A 21110-nucleotide genomic window follows, 5' to 3' on the forward strand; every position below is an offset into this window, starting at 1 on the left:
TAGCCCATTTTTGCCTGTGCTTTTGGCGCGAATGCTGTTTTGATGGCGCCTCAGCGCGTTTCGTCTTGCACTTTTGTGTGCCGGCGGGCGCGGTAAATCATTCTGTGCGACGAGTGGTCGGCTGTTGCAGCGGCCCCTCCTGGCAACGGTTCGGGCATCTATTGCCAAGATTTACGCCGGTAAAAACACACGGGCTGTTGTTGCATCAGGGTCTTTCTGGTATAAAGCAGCGCTCTTTTCTAGGGGCCCGGTTCCTTCACTGTAGGTGTAGCCGGTAAGACCCTTAAAGAAACGCGGCGCCTGGCGCCAAATGACTGAGAGATTAAGCGGCCAACCCATGCCGGGTTGGGCATGTGGTTTTAGAGGGCTGAGGCATGTCGAGAGTCTGTCAAGTTACCGGTAAGGGTCCGGTGACTGGGAATAACATTTCCCACGCAAATAACAAAACCCGTCGTCGTTTCCTGCCGAACCTGCAGCATCACCGCTTCTGGGTTGAAGAAGAGAAACGTTTTGTTCGCCTGCGTGTATCTGCCAAAGGCATGCGTATCATCGACAAGCGTGGCATCACTGTCGTGCTGGCCGAAATCCGCGCCGCTGGCAAGATTTAAGGAGCTTTATCATGCGTGAATTGATTCGAATGATCTCTAGCGCCGGTACTGGTCACTTCTACACTACCGACAAGAACAAGCGTACTACCCCGGACAAGCTCGAAAAGAAAATGTTCGACCCGCGCGTTCGCAAGCACGTGATCTACAAAGAAGGCAAAATCAAGTAATTGATTTTCTTCCTTGTGAAAAAAAGCCCGTCTCTCACGAGACGGGCTTTTTTTTGTCTGAAATGTGCTGATCAGGCTTTCTGCTCGAACACTACGTAGATCTTGCGGCACGGCTCCAGCACTTCCCAGGTGCCGCTGAACCCGGCAGGGATCACGAAGCGGTCGCCGGCACGCAAGGTCTTGGCATTGCCATCGGCATCACGCAGTACCGAAACCCCCTGCACAATCTCGCAATACTCATGCTCGCTGTAATTGACCTTCCACTGCCCGACTTCACCTTCCCACACGCCTGCGCTCATCTGACCGCACGGGCTGTTGTAGTGGTTATAAAGGGTCTGCTCGGGGTCGCCCTTGAGGATTTTTTCGGCGGCCGGGCGATAGCGTTCCGGGGTGGTGTTGGCTTGGCTGAAGTCGACGATATCCTGGATGCTCATGTGCGTGTCCCGTCTGGCCTGCGGTTGGAGAGCCCAAAGTCTATGTTTATTAAAATGAACATCGCAAGGGCGTTTACCGCCGTTATGTCAAATATATTGAAACACCCCCAGCCGCTGGTTTAGGGTGGCAGCTGCCTTGAGCCGAACAGCAGGCTGGCCGGGCAAGAATTCTTTGAGGCTGCCGGGGGACATCACCTGGCCCTTGTATTCAATAAGAGGAGGACACTCGCATGACCACCCTGACCCGTGCCGATTGGGAACAACGCGCCAAGGATCTGAAGATCGAAGGCCGCGCCTACATCAATGGTGAGTACACCGCTGCTGTTTCCGGTGACACGTTCGAATGCATCAGCCCGGTCGATGGCCGCTTGCTGACCACCGTTGCCAGCTGTGACGCCGCCGACGCCCAGCGTGCTGTCGAAAACGCCCGCGCGACGTTCAATTCCGGTGTCTGGTCGCGCCTGGCGCCGGCCAAGCGCAAAGCCGTCATGATCCGTTTCGCCGCGCTGCTCAACGCCAATGCCGAAGAGCTGGCGCTGCTCGAAACCCTGGACATGGGCAAGCCGATTTCCGACTCCCTGGGAATTGACGTGCCTGGCGCCGCCAACGCCCTTAGCTGGAGCGGCGAGGCGATCGACAAGATTTACGACGAAGTCGCCGCCACCCCGCACAACCAGTTGGGCCTGGTGACCCGCGAGCCGGTCGGCGTAGTGGGTGCTATCGTGCCGTGGAACTTCCCGCTGATGATGGCGTGCTGGAAACTCGGCCCTGCGCTGTCCACCGGTAACTCGGTGATCCTCAAGCCGTCCGAAAAATCCCCACTGACGGCCATCCGCATCGCGGCCCTGGCGGTTGAAGCCGGCATTCCAAAAGGCGTGTTGAACGTGCTGCCGGGCTACGGTCACACCGTCGGCAACGCGCTGGCGCTGCACATGGACGTCGACACCCTGGTGTTTACCGGTTCCACAAAAATCGCCAAGCAACTGTTGATCCGCTCCGGCGAGTCGAACATGAAGCGCGTGTGGCTGGAAGCGGGCGGCAAGAGCCCGAATATCGTGTTTGCTGATGCGCCGGACCTGCAAGCCGCCGCCGAATCTGCCGCGGGCGCCATCGCCTTCAACCAGGGTGAAGTCTGCACCGCCGGCTCGCGCCTGCTGGTCGAGCGCTCCATCAAGGATAAATTCCTGCCGCTGGTGATCGAGGCTCTCAAGGGCTGGAAGCCAGGCAACCCGCTGGACCCGGCGACCAACGTCGGTGCCTTGGTGGACACCCAGCAGATGAACACCGTGCTGTCGTACATCGAAGCTGGCCATGCCGACGGCGCCAAGCTGGTGGCGGGCGGCAAGCGCACCCTGCAAGAAACCGGTGGCACCTATGTGGAGCCGACGATTTTCGACGGCGTGACCAACGCCATGAAGATCGCCCAGGAAGAAATCTTCGGCCCAGTGCTGTCGGTGATCACTTTCGACAGCGCCGAAGAAGCAGTCGCCATTGCCAACGACACCGTTTATGGCCTGGCCGCAGCCGTGTGGACCGCTGATATTTCCAAGGCGCACCTGACTGCCAAAGCCTTGCGCGCCGGTAGCGTGTGGGTCAACCAATACGATGGCGGCGACATGACCGCGCCGTTTGGTGGTTTCAAACAGTCGGGTAACGGTCGCGACAAGTCGCTGCATGCGTTCGACAAGTACACCGAGCTGAAATCGACCTGGATCAAGCTGTAACTTTCAGGCATTACCGCGGTTAAAAATGTGGGAGCGGGCTTGCTCGCGAATGCGGTATGACAGTCGCAGTTGTTTTGACTGACACACCGCATTCGCGAGCAAGCCCGCTCCCACACTGTTTTGTGTGATCTTGATAATTATCCACAGGAGCGTGGAAATGCGTTGGGCGACTTATTTCGCCGTGCTGGCCTCTGTCCTCAGCGTCGGCCTGGCCTTGGGCGTGAGCATGCCACTGGTGTCCCTGCGTCTCGAAGGCTGGGGCTATGGCAGCTTCGCCATTGGCGTGATGGCCGCCATGCCGGCTTTTGGCGTACTGCTCGGCGCGAAGGTCTCCAGCCGGATGGCCTCGTGGCTGGGCACCGCCAACCTGATGCGCCTGTGCTTGTGGGCCGGTGCCATCTCCATCGGCTTACTGGCAATACTGCCAAGCTACCCGGTGTGGCTGGTGCTGCGGCTGATGATCGGCGTGATCCTGACCATCGTGTTTATCCTGGGTGAAAGCTGGATCAACCAGTTGGTGGTTGAGCAATGGCGTGGCCGCCTGGTGGCGCTGTACGGCTGCAGCTATGCCTTGAGCCAGCTGTCGGGCCCGCTGCTGCTGGGCGTACTCGGCACTGACCATGACTATGGCTTCTGGGTGGGCGTTGGCTTGTTGGTGGTCGCGCCGCTGTTGCTGCTGGGGCGTTCCGGCGCTCCAACCGCCGAGTCCTTCAGCGTGACCTTCAGTGACCTGTGGCGCTTCTGCCTGACTTTGCCGGCAATTGCCTGGGCGGTGGCCTTGTTCGCCGCGTTCGAGGCGATGATTCTGACGCTGCTGCCGGTGTATTGCCTGCAGCAGGGTTTCACTGCCGAGATTGCCTTGGCCATGGTCAGCACCGTGGTGGTCGGTGATGCGCTGTTGCAATTGCCCATTGGTGCTTTGGCCGACTACCTGCCGCGCCGCACCTTGTTCTTGAGCTGCGCGGTGTTGTTGCTGGCCTCAAGCCTGGCGATTCCATTGCTGCTGCATACGCAATTGATATGGCCGGTGTGGGTGATCTTTGGCGCCAGCGCCGGTGGGTTGTTCACCTTGTCGCTGATCCTGATCGGTGAGCGTTATCGCGACGACGCGCTGGTGCGCGCCAATGCCCATGTGGCGCAGCTGTGGGGCATCGGTTGCCTGATCGGCCCGCTGGTAGCCGGGGCGGGCAGCCAATGGATCAGCGGGCATGCGCTGCCGTTGCTGATGGCGGCCGGGGCGCTGGGGCTGGTGGTGTTGCTGCTGCGCCAGGGCGCATTCGGCGCCGCACAGCCTGCTTAAACCTTGAAATGCAATCAACTGTGGGAGCTGGCTTGCCTGCGATAGCGGTGTGCCAGCTTGCCCAAATGGCGCCTGACACTCCGCCATCGCGGGCAAGCCCGGCTCCCACAGTTGAACCATGTCGTTCTTACAGCATGCGTTCCAGGCCAACACTGGTGGCGAACCACGCATTAAACCTGCGCCACCAACTGCCCGGTTCCCGTGTCAGGGTGTGCAATTGGCCGTTATCCTCGGTCACCCACACCACCTGGCCATTTTGCAGCTTCGCCTCATAGCTCAACGCCGGCGCCATGCCTTGCAGCGCCAGGTTGCGCACGTGTTCCGCCAGCTCGGGGCTGTCCACCAGCACCCCGACTTCGGTGTTCCACAGCACCGAGCGCGGGTCGAAGTTGAACGAGCCGATAAACGACTTTTGCCGATCAAAGATCATTGCCTTGCTGTGCAGGCTGGAGTCCGAGCCGTGGAAAGCGCCTCGGCGAAACAGGTGCGGGCCACTGCCACCGCCCGCATCGCCCGGTTGGCGGCGCAGCTCGTAGAGTTTCACGCCGTGTTCCAGCAACGCCTTGCGATAGGGTGCATAGCCGCCGTGCACGGCGGGTACGTCGGTGGCTTCGAGGGAATTGGTCAGCAGGCTGACTGATACACCCGCATCGGCGCGCCCGGTCAGGTACACCAGCCCGGGTTGCCCCGGTACGAAATACGCCGAAATCATCATCAGCTCATGGCTGACGCCCTCCAGCTCCGGTGCCAGTTGGGTGGTCAACAGCAAGCGTGGATCGGGGTCGGCCTTGGCCAGCACTTTGCTCGGCGCATCCCACAGCGCCTGGTTCCAGGCCCAGATCAGCTCGCGGCGCCAGATGTCCATGCGCGGTTGTGTCTGGTAAGTGCGCAAGCGGTTGTAGAGGGCGTGATTCTGCTGACGCGACTCGGCCAGCGAATCTTGCAGGCGTGCGCGTGCGGCGTTCAGGTCGCCCCTGGATGGGGTGCTTGAGACGAAATCGTCGATGGGCTTGCTCAGCGCGCTGTTCCAGTACTGATCAAAGCTGTGCCCGAGCTGCTCGGCCACCGGGCCGACGCTGAGCATGTCGATATCGGTGAAGTTGAGGTTGGGCTCGGCATCGAAATACTCATCGCCCAGGTTGCGCCCGCCGACAATGGCCACGCTGTTATCCGCCAGCCACAGCTTGTTGTGCATGCGCCGGTGTTGCAGCGACAGGTTGAACAGCCGGCCCATCGCCCGTGTCACGCCGGTGCTGCGGCCCAGGTGCAGCGGGTTGAACAGGCGAATCTGGATCTGCGGGTGGGCGGCGAGGGTGGCAATAACCTGATCGAGGCCGTCGCTGGTGGTGTCGTCCAGCAGGATGCGGATGCGCACGCCACGGTCGGCGGCCTTGAGCAGTTCATCCACGAGCATGCGCGTGCTGATGCCGTCGTGCACGATGTAGTACTGCAGGTCGAGGCTGCTCTGGGCATTGCGGATCAGCTCGGCACGGGCCATGAAGGCTTCGCTGCTATTGGGCAGCAATCGAAAGCCCGAACGACCCTGGTACGGCGCCGCCTGGGCCTGGATCGAGCGGCCGAACGAGGATTGCGCCGCAGGCAGGGCGTCGCTGGGGATGCGCGGTGCATCGACCGTGGCGCAGCCGGCCAGGGCCAGGGCGCTCAGCAGCAAAAACGGTAAAAGCCGTCGAATCATCAAGGGCACTGCTTCCAGGTCGGGGCGGTTGTGGGATATGACGGTAGATTGCGGGGAAAGGTCAGTCGGTCACCTCGGCGAGCATCTTCATCGCGGCGGCGCCGACCTTGCGCACTGCCTCTTCGATCTGCGGCGTTGGCTTGGCAGCGTAGTTCATGCGCAGGCAATTACGGTATTTGCCGGAGGCGGAAAAGATGCTGCCCACTGCCACCTGTACGCCTTGTTCCACCAGCACGCGGTTGAGTTTCAAGGTATCAAAGCCTTCCGGCAGTTCCACCCACAGCATGAAGCTGCCTTGGGGCCGGCTGGCACGGGTGCCTGCGGGGAAATAACGGCTGACCCAATCGAGCATCAAGTCGCGATTACGCTGGTATTGGGTGCGCATGCGCCGCAAATGCGGTTCGAAGTGGCCGTTTTTGAGAAACTCGGCGATGGCGATCTGCGGTTGCGTCGCCGTGGAACCGGTGCTGATGTATTTCATGTGCAGCACCCGCTCCAGATAACGCCCCGGCGCCACCCAGCCGATGCGCAGGCCGGGTGCCAGGGTTTTCGAGAACGAGCTGCACAGCAGCACGCGGCCATCTTCGTCGAAGGATTTGATCGTGCGTGGGCGCGGGTAGCTGTAGGCCAATTCGCCATACACATCGTCTTCAATAATCGCCACGTCAAAACGCTGGGCCAGGGTCAGCAGCGCGCGTTTGCGTGCCTCGGGCATGATGTAGCCCAGCGGGTTATTGCAGTTGGGCGTCAGCTGGATGACCTTGATCGGCCACTGTTCCAACGCCAGCTCCAGTGCTTCGAGGCTGATACCGGTGATGGGGTCGGTGGGGATTTCCAGCGCCTTCATACCCAGGCCTTTGAGGGTCTGCATGGCGCCGTGAAAGCTTGGCGAGTCGACTGCGACAATATCCCCAGGCTCGCAAATCGCGTGAATGCTGGCAGACAGCGCCTCATGGCAGCCGGTGGTGATCACGATATCTTCGGCAGTCAGCTGGCAGCCGGAATCCAGAGACAGTCGGGCGATCTGCTCACGCAACTCCATACAGCCAAGGATATTGTCGTAATACAGCCCCGGCAGGTCCTGGCGTCGGCTCACGCGGGCCAGGCTGCGCAGCAGGGGCTTCATGGTCGGCGACAATACATCCGGCATGCCGCGGCCCATCTGTATGACGTCTTTGCGCGGCACGGCGCGAATCAGCTCCAGCACCTGGTCCCACTGCGAGATTTCCACCGGGCGCTGTGCCGGGCGGCCGATTTCCGGCAGCGCCGGCAACTCGCGTCCGACCGGCACAAAGTAGCCCGACTTGGGCTTTGGCATTGCCAGGCCGTTGTCTTCGAGCAAGCGATAGGCTTGTTGCACTGTGCTCAGGCTCACCCCGTGTTCCACGCTCAAGGCCCGCACGGATGGCAAGCGATCGCCGGGGCGATAGAAGCCCTGCTCGATGCGCGTGCCCAGTAATTCGGCGAGGTTGACGTAGAGGGTCATGGTGATCGCTCCGAGGGGACCAGTACAGATAGGCGAAAAATACAGGATTCAGCCCTTCATGGGCAGTATCTGTATGGATTTAATAAAGGCGGGTTGAATCTGTAATGGTTTTGCCTGGGCGCCCATCCTAGTCACTCATGGCAACAGGCAAATGAGGGGCAACACGATGAACGGCATGAGCGATGTGCGGCTGATGTTACACAGTCAGCAATTGCAGGCAGGGCAGGCGCGGGCGAAGGCGCCGCGCGATATCAGCCGCTGGAGTCTGTTCTGGCACCGCCGCCACACGCGCAAAGCCTTGCTGCACCTGACCGGTGAGCAGCTGCGTGACGTCGGGTTGACCGCCGAACAGGCGCGCCAGGAAGGCATGAAGCCGTTCTGGCGCGACTGATCAGAGCAGCTCTTTGAAGCGGTGCCAGAGCATCCCCAGCGCCAACAGCGGCGAGCGCAGATGTTGGCCGCCGGGGAAGGTGATGTGCGGCACTTGGGCGAACAAATCAAAACGCCCCTGCTGTTGGCCGCTGATGGCTTCGGCCAGCAGCTTGCCTGCCAGGTGGGTGGCGTTGAGGCCGTGGCCGGCGTATGCCTGGGCGTAATACACATTGGGATGTTCGGCCAGCTGGCCGATCTGCGGCAGGCGGTTGGCGCCGATGCCGATCATGCCGCCCCATTGGTAGTCGATCTTCACGTCCGCCAGTTGCGGGAACACCTTGAGCATTTTGGGGCGCATATAGGCGCCGATGTCCTGCGGGTCGCGGCCGGAATAGTGGCAGGCTCCGCCGAACAGCAGGCGGCGGTCGGCGGACAGGCGGAAGTAATCCACGGTCACGCGTTGATCGCACACCGCCATGTTCTGCGGCAGCAGGCTGGCGGCCTGGGCTTCACTCAAGGGTTCGGTGGCGATGATGTAGCTGCCGGCGGGCAGCACCTTGCCGCTTAAATGCGGGTTCAGGCCGTTGAGATAAGCGTTGCAGGCCAGCACCAGGGTGTTGGCGCGCACGTTGCCTTTGGCGGTGTGCACCTTGACCTCGGGGCCGTAGTCGATGCGCGTCACTTCGGACTGCTCAAACAACTTCACGCCCAGCTGCTGCGCGGCGGCAGCTTCGCCGAGGGCCAGGTTCAGCGGGTGCAAATGGCCGGAACCCATGTCGATCATGCCCCCGACATAGCGCTCGGAGCCGATCACGCTGCTCATCTCGTTGGCTTGCAGCAGACGGACTTCATGGCGATAACCGAGGTTGCGCAGTTCTTCGGCGTCTTCGGCCAGGCCGATCAAATCGCGGGGTTTGTTGGCGAGGTCGCAGTAACCCCAGGTCAGGTCGCAGGGGATCTGATAGCGCTCGACCCGCTCGCGCACGATCTCGACGGCTTCCAGGCCCATCAGCTTCATCTGGCGCACGCCGTCGCTGCCGATCACGTTGCTGAACTGGTCCAGGCCGTGGCCGACGCCGCGAATCAACTGCCCGCCGTTGCGGCCGCTGGCACCCCAGCCGAGCTTGCGCGCTTCCAGCAGCACCACGCTAAAGCCGCGCTCGGCCAGCTCAAGCGCTGTGTTTATGCCGGAATAGCCGCCGCCAATCACGCACACATCGGCGCGCACTTCGCCCATCAACGCCGGGTAGTCTGGCTGTGAAACGCTGCTGGCGGCGTAGTAGGAAGCGGTGTGCCGGGCGCTGGCGGTCATGGGGAGCATCCCTGTTTGGAAAATTTGACGCAGGATACAGCGGTCGGACGAGGCTGTCTGCGCAGCACGTTTTGCGTCAGAATCCACGCCTATTCGCCGTTCGGTAAGTGTTTCGATGAGTTGCAACAGCCAGAAAATCAGCGCGCTGCGCAGGCAGATCCCTTCGTTCGAGTGTGTCCCCGGCTGCCACGACTGCTGTGGGCCGGTGACCACCTCGCCCGAGGAAATGTCGCGCCTGCCCCGCAAGACTGCCGCCGAGCAGGAGGCGGCCATGGACGAGCTGAACTGCGTGCACCTGGGGCCGAATGGCTGCACCGTGTATGACGAGCGGCCGCTGATTTGCCGGTTGTTCGGCACGACCAAGACCTTGCCGTGCCCTAATGGGCGGCGGCCGGTGGAATTGATTCACCCTCGGGTGGAAAAACAGATCCATGAGTACATGGCGAGCACCCGGCAAGTACTGGTCTGACGGATGTACTGGGTCAAAATGTGGGAGCGGGCTTGCTCGCGAATGCGGTGGATCAGTAAAAAATGCTTTAGCTGACACACCGCATTCGCGAGCAAGCCCGCTCCCACATTTGACCGAGTTGTGTCATTTGGTCAGTCAGGTATCGGCAGGTTCAGGCTCTCTTTCACCTCTTCCATCACGATATAGCTCTTGGACTCGCGCACATGCGGCAGTTTGAGCAAGATATCGCCGAGCAATTTGCGGTACGAGGCCATCTCGGAAATCCGCGCCTTCACCAGGTAGTCGAAGTCGCCTGACACCAAGTGGCACTCCAGCACATGGGGCAGCTTCAGCACGGCGCGGCGGAATTCCTCAAAGGTGTCGCCCGACTTGTAATCCAGGCTGATCTCGACAAATACCAGCAAACTCCCCTTCAAATGCTGCGGGTTGAGCCGCGCGTTGTAGCCCATGATGATCCCTTCGCGCTCCAGGCGGCGGACCCGCTCGGTGCACGGCGTGGTCGACAGCCCGACCTTTTCCCCCAGCTCCGTGAACGAAATACGCCCATCGGTTTGCAGGATACGCAGGATATTGCGGTCGATCTTGTCCAGCTCCCGCTTGGTCTGGGTGTTGGTACGCATAGGGGATACGCCTCTGTGAAAAGGGTTTTTGCCGAGAATTGTCGCCAAATATAGGCATTTATATAGTGAAATGCACTGGTCATTGTTTTTTACACTGCGCCCATCATTGCTCGAATAACACACGTCAGCGGCTAAGCCCGTGATGAGGATATAAAAATGCGCGTTCTGGTCTTGGGTAGCGGCGTCATTGGGGTGACCAGTGCCTACTATTTGGCGCGGGCCGGCTTTGAAGTGGTTGTGGTCGACCGTCAGCCCGCCGCTGCCATGGAAACCAGTTTCGCCAACGCAGGCCAGGTGTCGCCGGGTTATGCCTCGCCATGGGCCGCGCCAGGCGTGCCGCTCAAGGCCATCAAGTGGTTGCTGCAACGCCACGCGCCACTGGCGATCAAGGCCACCGCCGATATCGATCAGTACCTGTGGATGGCGCAGATGCTGCGCAACTGCACCCAGAGCCGTTACGCGGTGAACAAAGAGCGCATGGTGCGCCTGTCCGAGTACAGCCGTGATTGCCTCGACGAATTGCGTGCAGAAACCGGCATTGCCTACGAAGGCCGCAGCCTCGGCACTACCCAGTTGTTTCGCACCCAGGCTCAGTTGGATGGCGCGGCCAAAGACATCGCCGTATTGAAAGAATCCGGCGTGCCGTTCGAGCTGCTCGACCGCGCCGGCATTGCCCGCGTTGAGCCAGCCCTGGCCAGCGTCACCGATATCCTCGCCGGCGCCTTGCGCCTGCCCAACGACCAGACCGGCGACTGCCAGATGTTCACCACGCGTCTGGTGGACATGTGCAAGCAATTGGGCGTGGAATTCCGTTTCGAGCAGGACATCCAGCGCCTCGACTACGCCGGTGATCGCGTCAATGGCGTGTGGATCGATGGCAAGCTGGAAACCGCCGACCGCTACGTACTGGCCCTGGGCAGTTACTCGCCCAAGCTGCTCAAGCCGCTGGGGATCAAGGCGCCGGTGTATCCGCTCAAGGGTTACTCGCTGACCGTGCCGATCACCAACCCGGCGATGGCGCCGACTTCGACCATTCTGGATGAAACCTACAAGGTCGCGATCACCCGCTTCGACAACCGCATTCGCGTCGGCGGCATGGCTGAAATAGCCGGTTTTGACCTGTCGCTGAACCCTCGTCGACGTGAAACCCTGGAGATGATCGTCAACGACCTTTATCCTCAGGGCGGCGATTTGACCGAGGCCACTTTCTGGACCGGCCTGCGCCCGACCACACCCGACGGCACGCCGATTGTCGGCGCCACCCCGTTCAAGAACCTGTTCCTGAACACCGGCCACGGCACCCTTGGCTGGACCATGGCGTGCGGCTCCGGCCGCTTGCTGGCTGACCTGATGGCGAAAAAAACCCCGCAGATCAGCGCCGAAGGTCTCGATATTTCCCGTTACGGCAGCAACCACCAGGAGTCCGCAAAACATGTCAATCCAGCGCCAGCTCACCAATGAGCGCATGAGCCAGGTCGTTGTTCACAGCGGTACCGTGTATCTGGCAGGGCAAGTCGGCGACGACATGAATGCCGGGATTGAACAGCAGACCCGCGAAACCCTGGCCAATATCGAGCGCTTGCTGGACCTGGCCGGCACCGACAAAACCAAGTTGCTGTCGGTGACGATCTACCTCAAAGACATCGACGCCGATTTCGCCGGCATGAACGCGGTGTGGGACAAGTGGCTGCCCAAAGGCGTGGCTCCGGCCCGTGCGACGGTTGAGGCCAAGCTGTGCGAACCGGAAATTCTGGTAGAGCTGTCCGTGGTGGCGGCGCTGCCTTAAACATAGCTTTTTCCCCCGGTGCCGTGGCTGATAGTCGGCGCCGGTTTTTCTTCACTTTACCGCCTAGAAGCCTGCCGCCATGCGTCCTGCCCGTGCCCTGATCGACCTCCAGGCCCTGCGCCATAACTACCAACTGGCCCTTGAAGTCACGGGGGCCAAGGCCCTCGCCGTGGTCAAGGCGGATGCCTATGGCCATGGTGCCGTACGTGTGGCCCAGGCGCTGGAAGCCGAGGCGGATGGCTTTGCGGTGGCGTGCATCGAGGAGGCATTGGAGCTGCGGGCTGCCGGGATTCGTGCGCCGGTATTGCTGCTGGAAGGTTTTTTCGAAGCTGACGAACTGCCGCTGATCATCGAGCATGATTTTTGGTGCGTGGTGCATTCGTTGTGGCAGTTGGAAGCCATCGAGCAAGCCCGGCTGAGCAAACCGCTGACCATTTGGCTCAAGCTCGACTCGGGCATGCACCGCGTGGGCCTGCACCCCAAGGATTACCACGAGGCGTACCAGCGCCTGCTGGCCAGCGGCAAAGTGGCCAGGATCGTACTGATGAGCCACTTCGCCCGCGCCGATGAGCTCGATTGCGTGCGCAGTGATGAGCAAGTGGCGGTGTTTGAAGCGGCGCGCCAAGGGTTGTCGGCCGAAGTGAGCCTGCGCAATTCGCCGTCGGTGATGGGCTGGCCGACTATGTCCAGCGACTGGGTGCGCCCAGGCATCATGCTCTACGGTGCTACGCCGTTTGGTGAGGAGCAGGCCATTGCCGCACGTTTGCAGCCGGTGATGACCCTGGAATCGAAAGTCATCTGCGTGCGTGAACTGCCGGCCGGTGAGCCGATCGGTTACGGCGCCAAGTTCATCACGCCAAAACCGATGCGCGTCGGCGTGGTTGCCATGGGCTATGCCGACGGCTACCCGCGCCATGCACCGACCGGCACGCCGGTGCTGGTGGCAGGCCAGCGCAGCCAGTTGCTGGGCCGCGTCTCCATGGACATGCTCTGCGTCGACCTCACCGACGTTCCCCAGGCCGGGCTCGGCTCCACCGTGGAGCTGTGGGGCAAAAATATCCTTGCCAGTGACGTCGCGGCGGCTGCCGAGACTATCCCCTACCAGATTTTCTGCAACCTGCGCCGCGTGCCAAGGCTCTATTGCGGGGCTTAAGCCGCGCCTACGAGCGGAGCCTGCCGGGATTTAGGCCCAAGTGTTGTAAATACTGAACGCTGTCGCCATGATAACGCTCAATTACAACAAAGCCTGAATCCTAGGAGGCTCCTGCATTGGACGTCGGCGAACGACTGCAATCCATCCGTAAACTCAAAGGCCTTTCCCAGCGTGAGCTCGCCAAGCGCGCGGGTGTCACCAACAGCACCATTTCGATGATCGAAAAAAACAGTGTCAGCCCCTCGATCAGCTCCTTGCGCAAGGTGCTGGGCGGCATCCCCATGTCCATGGTCGAGTTCTTTTCCGAGGAGATCCTCCAGGAAAAACCGACGCAGATCGTCTATAAAGCCAATGAGCTGATCGACATCTCGGACGGTGCCGTCACCATGAAACTCGTGGGGCGCGCGCACCCCAGCCGGGCGATTGCGTTTCTTAACGAGATTTACCCGCCGGGCGCCGACACGGGCGAAGAAATGCTCACCCACGAAGGCGAAGAAACCGGGATTCTGGTGGAAGGTCGTTTGGAGTTGGTGGTCGGTCTTGAAACTTTTGTGCTCGAAGCCGGCGATAGCTACTACTTTGAAAGCACCAAGCCGCATCGTTTTCGCAACCCGTTCGATGTGCCTGCGCGACTAATCAGCGCAGCCACACCTGCGAACTTTTGACAGAAGAGGCGTGCTGCCAGCGTTGCAGACACACCCGTCGCTGTAACCGTGGGGCCGAATCTCCCTTTATTTAATAGGGTTGTTTCGGCCTGGCGGGCTAACCGTTATACTTTCGCCGCCTGCGAAACCGTGGCCGCAGGCGTGAATAGCCACCATTGAGGGTGAACGCGTGAACCTAATTATGAAAATGCTGGCTGCACCAGCAACCGTACTGGCCCTATGGGCTGTCAGCGCTCAAGCTGCGACCAATGATGAGATTGCCAAGCGCCTGGAGCCTGTCGGCCAGGTGTGTGTCCAGGGCCAGGAATGTAAAGGGATGGAAGTTGCCGTGACTGCGGGCGGCGGCGGTGGCGCGAAGACACCGGATGACGTGATTGCCAAGCACTGCAATGCATGCCACGGCACCGGTTTGCTGGGTGCACCAAAAATCGGTGACACCGCAGCCTGGAAAGACCGCGCCGATCATCAAGGCGGCCTCGATGGCCTGTTGGCCAAGGCCATCACCGGCCTGAATGCCATGCCGCCCAAAGGCACTTGCGCGGACTGCTCGGATGACGAGCTAAAAGGCGCAATCGAGAAGATGTCGGGTCTGAAATAAACCGATCTTCGCCAAAAAGCCGCTGACCAGCGGCTTTTTTGTGCCCGCGATTTGTACTTCGACGCTGTTCATTGCAGCAAAGACCCGGCAAGCTCGGTCCAACCCCTAATCACGGAATGTTCAGGAGGGTCGGATGGTGCAGTTGTGTTCAATCGAGCAAGCAGTTGACGACGTACTGGCGCGCTTGCCGGCGCATATCCACATGGGCATGCCGCTCGGTTTGGGCAAGCCCAACCTGTTCGTCAACGCGCTGTACCGGCGTATTGCCAAGCTGCCGGAGCGCGAGCTGACGATTTACACCGCACTCGCCCTGGGCCGCCCGACCCTGGGTGACGGGTTGCAGAAGCGCTTTCTCGAACCCTTTATCGAGCGGGTATTTGGTGATTATCCCGAGCTGGACTTTCTAGCGGATTTGCACAAGGACAGCCTGCCCAAGAACATCCGCGTGCAGCAATTCTTCATGCAGCCCGGCAGCCTGCTGCACAGTACGTCGGCGCAGCAGGACTACGTCAGCAGCAACTACAGCCACGCTGCCCGCGATATCAACGCCGCCGGCTTGAACCTGGTGGCGCAATTGGTCGCCAGCAGCGCCGAGCACCCCGACCGGCTGAGCCTGAGCTGCAACCCCGATATCACCCTCGACCTGCTGCCGATGATTGCCAAGCGCCGCGAAGCAGGCGACACCATCCTTGTCGTCGGCCAGGTTCACAGCGATTTGCCCTATATGCCCGGCGATGCCGAACTGGGCATGGACGCCTTCGATTACCTGATCGACGAGAAGGACAGCACCACGCTGTTCTCCACACCGAATATGCCGGTCGGCTTTCAAGACCACTTTATCGGCTTGCATGCCAGCACCCTGGTGCGCGATGGCGGCACGTTGCAGATTGGCATTGGCTCGATGGGCGATGCGCTGACCGCCGCCTTGCTGGCGCGCCAGGCCGATAACGAAGCCTATCGCTTATTGCTGACGGACTTGGATGTGTATCAGTGGGCGCCATTAATCAGCCGCGAAGGCGGTGTCGAGCCCTTTGCCCGCGGCCTTTATGGGTGCAGCGAAATGTTCGTCAACGGCCTGCTGGTGCTGGCTGATGCCGGGATTATTCGGCGCAAGGTCTACCCGGATGTGACGACCCAGCAGCAGGCCAACGCCGGCACCCTGGATGACGCCGCGCAGCCCGACGGTGTTTCCATTCACGGCGGTTTCTTCCTCGGACCGCGCAGCTTTTACCAGCGTTTGCAGGAAATGACTCACGCCAAACGCCTCGAATTCAACATGACCGGCATCAGCTACATCAACGAGCTGTACGGGCAGGAGGAACTCAAGCGTCTGCAACGCCTGGATGCGCGCTTTATCAACAGCGCGATCATGGTGACATTGCTCGGCGCAGGCGTGGCCGACCAGCTGGAAGACGGCCGCGTACTCAGCGGCGTGGGCGGGCAGTACAACTTTGTTGCGCAAGGCCATGCGCTGGAAGGCGCGCGTTCGATCCTGATTCTGCGCAGCTGGCGCGAGTCGGCGGGGGAGGTCAGTTCCAATATCGTCTGGGAGTACGGGCACTGCACCATCCCGCGGCACCTGCGGGATATCGTCATCACCGAATACGGCATTGCCGATTTGCGTGGTCAGACGGATGCCAAGGTGATCGAGGCGCTGCTTCAGGTCACCGACTCACGCTTCCAGACCGACCTGATCGAACAGGCGCAAAAGGCCGGCAAACTGCCCAAGGACTTCGAACTGGACCCACGCTTTTCCGACAATACGCCGGAGCGGCTCAAGGGCATTCAGGCGCGTCATCGCCGGTTGTTCCCGGAATATCCGTTGGGCACTGATTTTACCGATGAGGAACGGGACCTGTTGCGCGCCCTTAACTGGCTCAAGAGCAAATTCAAGCTGACGGAGATTCTGGAATTGGGCCGGGCGGCACTGGATGCGCCGGAGCCGGAGGCGTTTCCCGAGCATTTGAAGCGGATGCGGCTGGATCAGCCGGAGGGGTTGAAAGAGGATCTGTACCAGCGCTTATTGCTCGCCGGCCTGCAGGCCACCGCGCACTGACAGGCACCAAAAATCAAATGGGGGAGCTGGCAAGCCAGCTCCCCCATTTTTAATCGAGGTCAGGCAGTGATTACTCGATGAAGGTGACGACGCCACCGGCCAACGACTTCACCCGCGCCAGCGACTCCACCCGATAACCCTGCGCATCCAGCTCCGCACGGCCACCCTGGAACGACTTCTCGATCACAATCCCCAAGCCTGCAACGGTCGCGCCGGCTTGCTTGATGATCGAAATCAGCGCCTGGGACGCCTTGCCGTTGGCCAAAAAGTCATCGATCACCAGCACGCGGTCGCTGCTGGTCAGGTGCCGTGGGGAAATCGCCACGGTGCTTTCGACCTTCTTGGTGAAGGAATACACGGTCGCCGACAGCAGGTTTTCGGTCAACGTGAGGGACTGTTGCTTGCGGGCGAAGATCACCGGTACACCCAGGTTCAGACCGGTCATGATCGCCGGGGCGATGCCCGACGCTTCGATGGTGACGATCTTGGTGATGCCCGAGTCCTTGAACCGCGCAGCGAATTCGTCGCCGATCAACTTCATCAGCGCCGGGTCGATCTGGTGGTTCAAAAAGGCGTCAACCTTGAGGACCTGATCGGAAAGCACGATGCCTTCTTCGCGAATTTTCTTGTGCAGTGCTTCCACGGAAAGCTTCCTCTAATGGCGCGGTGTGCGCCGAAAGTAGATTAAAAAGTAGTCGATTCTAGCGCTTTAACATCGCGCGTATGTCCGCCAGGGCGGTGTTGCCGCGAACGGCCTTCACCTCGGTCGGGGTGTCGTCATTGCCTTCCCAGGCCAGATCGTCCGGCGGCAGTTCATCCAGGAACCGGCTGGGCGCACAATCGATGATCTCGCCGTATTGCTTGCGCTTGGCGGCGAAGGTGAAGGCCAGTGTCTGACGTGCGCGGGTAATGCCCACGTAGGCCAGGCGCCGTTCCTCTTCGATGGTGTCGGCTTCAATGCTGGAACGGTGCGGGAGGATTTCCTCTTCCATGCCCATGATGAACACGTAAGGGAATTCCAGGCCTTTGGACGCGTGCAAGGTCATCATCTGCACACCTTCGGCGCCGTCTTCTTCTTCCTGCTGGCGCTCAAGCATGTCGCGCAGCACCAGCTTGCCGATGGCGTCTTCGACGGTCATCTCGCCTTCTTCGTCCTTCTCCAGCGTGTTTTTCAACGCTTCGATCAGGAACCAGACGTTGCCCATGCGGTAATCCGCAGCCTTGTCGCTGGAACTGTTGGTGCGCAGCCAGTTTTCATAGTCGATGTCCATGACCATGCTGCGCAGGGCGCTGATCGGGTCTTCGCCGGCGCATTGCTCGCGCACCTTGTCCATGAAGCGCTTGAAGCGCGACAGGCGATCGGTAAAGCGCGTGTCCAGGTGCTCGCCCAGACCGATTTCGTCGGTGGCGGCGTACATCGAAATCTTGCGTTCGGTGGCGTAGTTACCGAGCTTTTCCAGGGTCGTCGAACCGATTTCCCGACGCGGCACGTTGATCACGCGCAGGAAGGCGTTGTCGTCATCCGGGTTCACGATCAGCCGGAAGTAGGCCATCAGGTCTTTTACTTCCTGGCGTCCGAAAAAGCTGTTGCCGCCTGAAAGGCGATACGGCACCTGGTGGTGCTGCAACTTCAGCTCGATCAGTTTGGCCTGGTAGTTACCGCGATACAGGATCGCAAAATCGCTGTAGGGCCGGTCGGTACGCAGGTGCAGGCTGAGGATTTCCACGGCCACGCGCTCGGCTTCGGCGTCTTCGTTGCGGCAGCGGATCACGCGGATCTCGTCGCCGTGACCCATCTCACTCCACAGTTGTTTTTCAAACTCGTGGGGGTTGTTGGAAATAAGCACGTTGGCGCAACGCAGGATACGGCTGGTGGAGCGGTAGTTCTGCTCCAGCATCACCACTTTCAGGGACGGGTAGTCGTCCTTGAGCAACATCAGGTTTTCCGGGCGCGCGCCACGCCAGGCGTAGATCGACTGGTCGTCGTCGCCTACCACGGTGAACTGGTTGCGCGTGCCGATCAGCATTTTCACCAGCAGGTATTGGCTGGCGTTGGTGTCCTGGTATTCGTCCACCAGCAGGTAGCGGACCTTGTTCTGCCATTTTTCGAGGATGTCGGCGTGTTCCTCGAACAGCTTTACCGGCAACAGGATCAGGTCGTCGAAGTCCACCGCGTTGAACGCCTTGAGCGTGCGCTGGTAGTGGGTGTAGACGATGGCGGCGGTCTGTTCCTTGGGGTTGCGCGCGTTTTCCAGGGCCTGGGGCGGCAGGATCAGGTCGTTTTTCCAGGCGCCGATCATGTTCTTGATCTCATCCACGCCGTCGTCGCCTGCGTACTCCTTTTGCATGATGTCAGTCATCAGCGACTTCACATCGGTCTCGTCGAAGATCGAGAAACCCGGCTTGTAGCCCAGGCGCGCATGCTCCTTGCGGATAATGTTCAAACCCAGGTTGTGGAAGGTACACACCGTGAGGCCACGGCCTTCGCCGCCCTTGAGCAGCGTGCCGACACGCTCCTTCATTTCGCGCGCGGCCTTGTTGGTAAAGGTCATGGCGACGATGTACTGGGCACGGATGCCGCAGTTCTGGATCAGGTGCGCGATCTTGCGGGTGATCACGCTGGTCTTGCCGGAGCCAGCACCGGCGAGCACCAATAGAGGGCCGCCGACGTAGTTCACGGCTTCTTGCTGCCGGGGATTGAGTCGGGACATACAGAAAATTCAGGAGTCGTTGTTCAAAAGGGCGGGCATTTTAACAGGCTGGCAAGATTCTGCTGCTTTAGAACGACGGTGTGACGTACCACTCGATCTAAATTTGCCGGTTTTGATACTTTGCCGCAGGATGTGGGCACTTGTACGACGAATGCTTGCAGCTGTCGTATTTGATAACCCCTATCATTGGTGATTATCAGGCCGCGCGTCATAATGCCCGCCGCCAAAAATTTTGCAGAGTCTAGGGAGCTAGCTTGTCTACGCCTGTCGAACCCTTGCGTTTGCTGCTACTGGCCGATGAGCCAGCGTGGGCAGCGTTGTTGCGCGAGTGCCTGGCGCCGATGGGCGATGGGGCTGTGCTGGTCAGCGCGCCCAACTGGGACTCGGTGAGCCGTCTGTTCGATGACGACCACAGTGCCGTGTTATTGACCACACCCAGCCTGCAACCCGGCCCAGGCCGTTGCAGCCTGCCGTGCATATTGCTGCTGGAGCAGGAACCGCTGGTTTCACCGCTGGGCGTGAGCGATTGGCTGGTCCTTGGTGCATTGGGCACCGATACCTTGCGCCGCTGCCTGCGCCACGTGCGTGAGCGCGGCGTGCTGGAAAACACCCTGCAGCGCCTGGCCGAACAGGACCCGCTCACCGGTATCGCCAACCGCCAGGGTTTCCAGACCTTGCTGGCAGCGCGTCTGGCCGAAAACGAAGGCCGTGGCCTGGCCCTCGGCCATCTGGACCTCGATAACTTCCGTCACGCCAACGACGCCTTGGGCCATCAGGCTGGCGATCGCTTGATCCTGCAAGTGGTCTCGCGGCTCAAGAGCCAGCTCGAAGCCGGCGACCAACTGGCGCGCCTGGGCAGCGACGAATTCGCCCTGTTGATCGACACCCGCCGTGCGCCCCAGCGCGCCGAGTGGATGGCCGAGCGCATTACCGAAGCCATGGCCGAGCCGTATTGGGTGGATGGCGAAAGCCTGCTGATCGGCTGCAGCCTGGGCGTGGCACACGCCCGTGCCCGCGCCGGGGCCGACCCGCTGATGTGGCACGCGCACATCGCCATGCAGCAGGCCAAAAGTACTCAGGGCTGCACCTTTCATATCTTCAATGAACGCATCAACCGCAACGCCCGCAGCCTGGCCGACCTGGAGAGTGAACTGCGCCGTGCGTTGCGTCGCGACGAACTGGAGCTGCATTACCAGCCGCGCCTGGACCTGGACGACGGGCATATCGTCGGCCTGGAAGCTTTGGTGCGCTGGCGCCACGGCGAGCGTGGTCTGTTGCCGCCCAGCGAGTTCGTGCCCTTGGCCGAACAGAGTGGCCTGATTGTGCCGCTGGGTTACTGGGTGATCTCCCGCGCCCTGCGTGACATGCAAGACCTGCGCGAACGCGGCCTGCCGCCGTTGCACATGGCGGTCAACCTGTCGTTTCGCCAGTTCCAGGACAGCCAGCTGCTTTCCACGTTGAGCCGGCTGATTGCCGAGCGTGGCGTGGAGGCGCAGTGGCTGGAGTTCGAGCTGACCGAAACCGCCGTGATGCGCCGCAGTGACCTGGTCAAGCAGACCATGGACGCCCTTGGCCGCCTGGGTGTGCGGTTTTCCCTGGACGATTTCGGCACCGGTTTTTCCTCGTTCGTGCACCTCAATAGCCTGCCGATTGCCTTGCTGAAGATCGACAAGAGCTTTGTCGGCGGCATGGAAGAGCGCGAAGAAAACCGCAAGCTGGTGCACGCCATGATCAACCTGGCCCACAACCTCAACCTGGAAGTGGTCGCCGAGGGTGTGGAAACCCCTGAGCAGCTGGCGTTGTTGCGGCTGTTTGGGTGTGATCAGGCTCAGGGTTACCTGATCAGCAAGCCGTTGCCGTTGCCGGAGTTGGTGGAGTATTTGACGTTCGGCAAGAGCCAGCAGGCGCTGCTGGGCTAAGGGTTGTAAACCCAATCAAAAATGTGGGAGCTGG

At 60.7% G+C, this 21110-nt stretch carries 20 protein-coding genes; 13 read left to right on the plus strand and 7 right to left on the minus strand.

Annotated elements, in window-relative coordinates; all coding sequences use genetic code 11:
- Nucleotides 1-374 precede the first annotated feature (374 nt).
- Nucleotides 375-608, plus strand: coding sequence for a 50S ribosomal protein L28 (rpmB, locus tag BLV67_RS16775; RefSeq protein ID WP_003176907.1), 234 nt, complete (start codon nucleotides 375-377; stop codon nucleotides 606-608).
- A gap of 11 nt (nucleotides 609-619) precedes the next feature.
- Complete coding sequence (rpmG, locus tag BLV67_RS16780; RefSeq protein WP_003176906.1) at nucleotides 620-775, plus strand: 50S ribosomal protein L33; 156 nt, start codon at nucleotides 620-622, stop codon at nucleotides 773-775.
- A 71-nt stretch (nucleotides 776-846) separates the two neighbouring features.
- On the opposite strand, the gene BLV67_RS16785 is transcribed toward rpmG, so the two are convergent.
- A complete protein-coding gene (locus tag BLV67_RS16785) occupies nucleotides 847-1209 on the minus strand; it encodes a cupin domain-containing protein (protein WP_069787131.1) in 363 nt (120 codons plus the stop codon).
- Nucleotides 1210-1439: 230 nt separating this feature from the next.
- Here BLV67_RS16785 and BLV67_RS16790 point away from each other — a divergent pair, with 230 nt between their 5' ends.
- Both BLV67_RS16790 and BLV67_RS16795 read left to right on the plus strand, forming a co-directional pair.
- Complete coding sequence (locus tag BLV67_RS16790; RefSeq protein WP_065931898.1) at nucleotides 1440-2933, plus strand: aldehyde dehydrogenase; 1494 nt, start codon at nucleotides 1440-1442, stop codon at nucleotides 2931-2933.
- Nucleotides 2934-3090: 157 nt separating this feature from the next.
- Nucleotides 3091-4233 carry an MFS transporter gene (locus tag BLV67_RS16795; RefSeq protein WP_058421142.1) on the plus strand — a complete coding sequence of 381 codons (1143 nt, stop codon included), beginning with the start codon at nucleotides 3091-3093 and terminating at the stop codon, nucleotides 4231-4233.
- A gap of 127 nt (nucleotides 4234-4360) precedes the next feature.
- On the opposite strand, the gene BLV67_RS16800 is transcribed toward BLV67_RS16795, so the two are convergent.
- Together BLV67_RS16800 and BLV67_RS16805 are read right to left on the minus strand one after the other, a co-directional pair.
- Nucleotides 4361-5929 carry a phospholipase D family protein gene (locus BLV67_RS16800; RefSeq protein WP_069787130.1) on the minus strand — a complete coding sequence of 523 codons (1569 nt, stop codon included), beginning with the start codon at nucleotides 5927-5929 and terminating at the stop codon, nucleotides 4361-4363.
- Between the two features lie 61 nt (nucleotides 5930-5990).
- The gene (locus tag BLV67_RS16805; RefSeq protein WP_068933817.1) at nucleotides 5991-7415 is read right to left on the minus strand and encodes an aminotransferase-like domain-containing protein; all 1425 of its coding nucleotides are present in this window, start codon (nucleotides 7413-7415) and stop codon (nucleotides 5991-5993) included.
- 166 nt (nucleotides 7416-7581) lie between these two features.
- Here BLV67_RS16805 and BLV67_RS16810 point away from each other — a divergent pair, with 166 nt between their 5' ends.
- Complete coding sequence (locus BLV67_RS16810) at nucleotides 7582-7806, plus strand: DUF1127 domain-containing protein (RefSeq protein WP_069787129.1); 225 nt, start codon at nucleotides 7582-7584, stop codon at nucleotides 7804-7806.
- On the opposite strand, the gene BLV67_RS16815 is transcribed toward BLV67_RS16810, so the two are convergent.
- Nucleotides 7807-9099, minus strand: coding sequence for an NAD(P)/FAD-dependent oxidoreductase (locus tag BLV67_RS16815; protein WP_069787128.1), 1293 nt, complete (start codon nucleotides 9097-9099; stop codon nucleotides 7807-7809). It lies immediately after the preceding gene.
- 115 nt (nucleotides 9100-9214) lie between these two features.
- Between BLV67_RS16815 and BLV67_RS16820 the strand changes: the two genes are divergently transcribed.
- The gene (locus BLV67_RS16820; protein WP_017135860.1) at nucleotides 9215-9568 is read left to right on the plus strand and encodes a YkgJ family cysteine cluster protein; all 354 of its coding nucleotides are present in this window, start codon (nucleotides 9215-9217) and stop codon (nucleotides 9566-9568) included.
- Nucleotides 9569-9699: 131 nt separating this feature from the next.
- On the opposite strand, the gene BLV67_RS16825 is transcribed toward BLV67_RS16820, so the two are convergent.
- Nucleotides 9700-10188 carry an Lrp/AsnC ligand binding domain-containing protein gene (locus BLV67_RS16825; RefSeq protein ID WP_003176896.1) on the minus strand — a complete coding sequence of 163 codons (489 nt, stop codon included), beginning with the start codon at nucleotides 10186-10188 and terminating at the stop codon, nucleotides 9700-9702.
- A gap of 156 nt (nucleotides 10189-10344) precedes the next feature.
- Between BLV67_RS16825 and dadA the strand changes: the two genes are divergently transcribed.
- The 6 genes from dadA (at nucleotide 10345) to BLV67_RS16855 (ending at nucleotide 16446) form a co-directional block, all read left to right on the plus strand.
- The gene (gene dadA / locus BLV67_RS16830; protein WP_017135861.1) at nucleotides 10345-11649 is read left to right on the plus strand and encodes a D-amino acid dehydrogenase; all 1305 of its coding nucleotides are present in this window, start codon (nucleotides 10345-10347) and stop codon (nucleotides 11647-11649) included.
- Nucleotides 11621-11974 (plus strand): RidA family protein, encoded by a 354-nt coding sequence (locus BLV67_RS16835; protein ID WP_056860823.1) that lies wholly within the window; start codon nucleotides 11621-11623, stop codon nucleotides 11972-11974. Before dadA ends, BLV67_RS16835 begins: the two co-directional genes overlap by 29 nt.
- Before the next feature lie 79 nt (nucleotides 11975-12053).
- The gene (gene alr / locus BLV67_RS16840) at nucleotides 12054-13127 is read left to right on the plus strand and encodes an alanine racemase (RefSeq protein ID WP_069787127.1); all 1074 of its coding nucleotides are present in this window, start codon (nucleotides 12054-12056) and stop codon (nucleotides 13125-13127) included.
- Between the two features lie 116 nt (nucleotides 13128-13243).
- Nucleotides 13244-13792, plus strand: coding sequence for a cupin domain-containing protein (locus tag BLV67_RS16845; protein ID WP_017135864.1), 549 nt, complete (start codon nucleotides 13244-13246; stop codon nucleotides 13790-13792).
- Nucleotides 13793-13973: 181 nt separating this feature from the next.
- Nucleotides 13974-14390: a c-type cytochrome gene (locus tag BLV67_RS16850; RefSeq protein ID WP_069787126.1), complete on the plus strand. Its 417-nt coding sequence runs from the start codon at nucleotides 13974-13976 to the stop codon at nucleotides 14388-14390.
- A gap of 133 nt (nucleotides 14391-14523) precedes the next feature.
- Complete coding sequence (locus BLV67_RS16855; RefSeq protein ID WP_069787125.1) at nucleotides 14524-16446, plus strand: acetyl-CoA hydrolase/transferase C-terminal domain-containing protein; 1923 nt, start codon at nucleotides 14524-14526, stop codon at nucleotides 16444-16446.
- Nucleotides 16447-16516: 70 nt separating this feature from the next.
- Here BLV67_RS16855 and BLV67_RS16860 read toward each other — a convergent pair whose 3' ends face one another.
- Nucleotides 16517-17089: a xanthine phosphoribosyltransferase gene (locus tag BLV67_RS16860; RefSeq protein ID WP_053258645.1), complete on the minus strand. Its 573-nt coding sequence runs from the start codon at nucleotides 17087-17089 to the stop codon at nucleotides 16517-16519.
- 58 nt (nucleotides 17090-17147) lie between these two features.
- The gene (gene rep / locus BLV67_RS16865) at nucleotides 17148-19157 is read right to left on the minus strand and encodes a DNA helicase Rep (RefSeq protein WP_056860818.1); all 2010 of its coding nucleotides are present in this window, start codon (nucleotides 19155-19157) and stop codon (nucleotides 17148-17150) included.
- Nucleotides 19158-19411: 254 nt separating this feature from the next.
- Here rep and BLV67_RS16870 point away from each other — a divergent pair, with 254 nt between their 5' ends.
- Nucleotides 19412-21076 (plus strand): putative bifunctional diguanylate cyclase/phosphodiesterase, encoded by a 1665-nt coding sequence (locus tag BLV67_RS16870; RefSeq protein ID WP_065931889.1) that lies wholly within the window; start codon nucleotides 19412-19414, stop codon nucleotides 21074-21076.
- Nucleotides 21077-21110: the final 34 nt, after the last annotated feature.

It is taken from the genome of Pseudomonas salomonii, from assembly GCF_900107155.1.
GTDB lineage: Bacteria > Pseudomonadota > Gammaproteobacteria > Pseudomonadales > Pseudomonadaceae > Aquipseudomonas > Aquipseudomonas salomonii.

Coding starts and splice junctions, on each gene's coding strand:
- rpmB (WP_003176907.1), top strand. CDS start 375: ATGTCGAGAGTCTGTCAAGTTACCGGTAAGGGTCCGGTGACTGGGAAT.
- rpmG (WP_003176906.1), top strand. CDS start 620: ATGCGTGAATTGATTCGAATGATCTCTAGCGCCGGTACTGGTCACTTC.
- BLV67_RS16785 (WP_069787131.1), bottom strand. CDS start 1,209: ATGAGCATCCAGGATATCGTCGACTTCAGCCAAGCCAACACCACCCCG.
- BLV67_RS16790 (WP_065931898.1), top strand. CDS start 1,440: ATGACCACCCTGACCCGTGCCGATTGGGAACAACGCGCCAAGGATCTG.
- BLV67_RS16795 (WP_058421142.1), top strand. CDS start 3,091: ATGCGTTGGGCGACTTATTTCGCCGTGCTGGCCTCTGTCCTCAGCGTC.
- BLV67_RS16800 (WP_069787130.1), bottom strand. CDS start 5,929: ATGATTCGACGGCTTTTACCGTTTTTGCTGCTGAGCGCCCTGGCCCTG.
- BLV67_RS16805 (WP_068933817.1), bottom strand. CDS start 7,415: ATGACCCTCTACGTCAACCTCGCCGAATTACTGGGCACGCGCATCGAG.
- BLV67_RS16810 (WP_069787129.1), top strand. CDS start 7,582: ATGAACGGCATGAGCGATGTGCGGCTGATGTTACACAGTCAGCAATTG.
- BLV67_RS16815 (WP_069787128.1), bottom strand. CDS start 9,099: ATGACCGCCAGCGCCCGGCACACCGCTTCCTACTACGCCGCCAGCAGC.
- BLV67_RS16820 (WP_017135860.1), top strand. CDS start 9,215: ATGAGTTGCAACAGCCAGAAAATCAGCGCGCTGCGCAGGCAGATCCCT.
- BLV67_RS16825 (WP_003176896.1), bottom strand. CDS start 10,188: ATGCGTACCAACACCCAGACCAAGCGGGAGCTGGACAAGATCGACCGC.
- dadA (WP_017135861.1), top strand. CDS start 10,345: ATGCGCGTTCTGGTCTTGGGTAGCGGCGTCATTGGGGTGACCAGTGCC.
- BLV67_RS16835 (WP_056860823.1), top strand. CDS start 11,621: ATGTCAATCCAGCGCCAGCTCACCAATGAGCGCATGAGCCAGGTCGTT.
- alr (WP_069787127.1), top strand. CDS start 12,054: ATGCGTCCTGCCCGTGCCCTGATCGACCTCCAGGCCCTGCGCCATAAC.
- BLV67_RS16850 (WP_069787126.1), top strand. CDS start 13,974: ATGAAAATGCTGGCTGCACCAGCAACCGTACTGGCCCTATGGGCTGTC.
- BLV67_RS16855 (WP_069787125.1), top strand. CDS start 14,524: ATGGTGCAGTTGTGTTCAATCGAGCAAGCAGTTGACGACGTACTGGCG.
- rep (WP_056860818.1), bottom strand. CDS start 19,157: ATGTCCCGACTCAATCCCCGGCAGCAAGAAGCCGTGAACTACGTCGGC.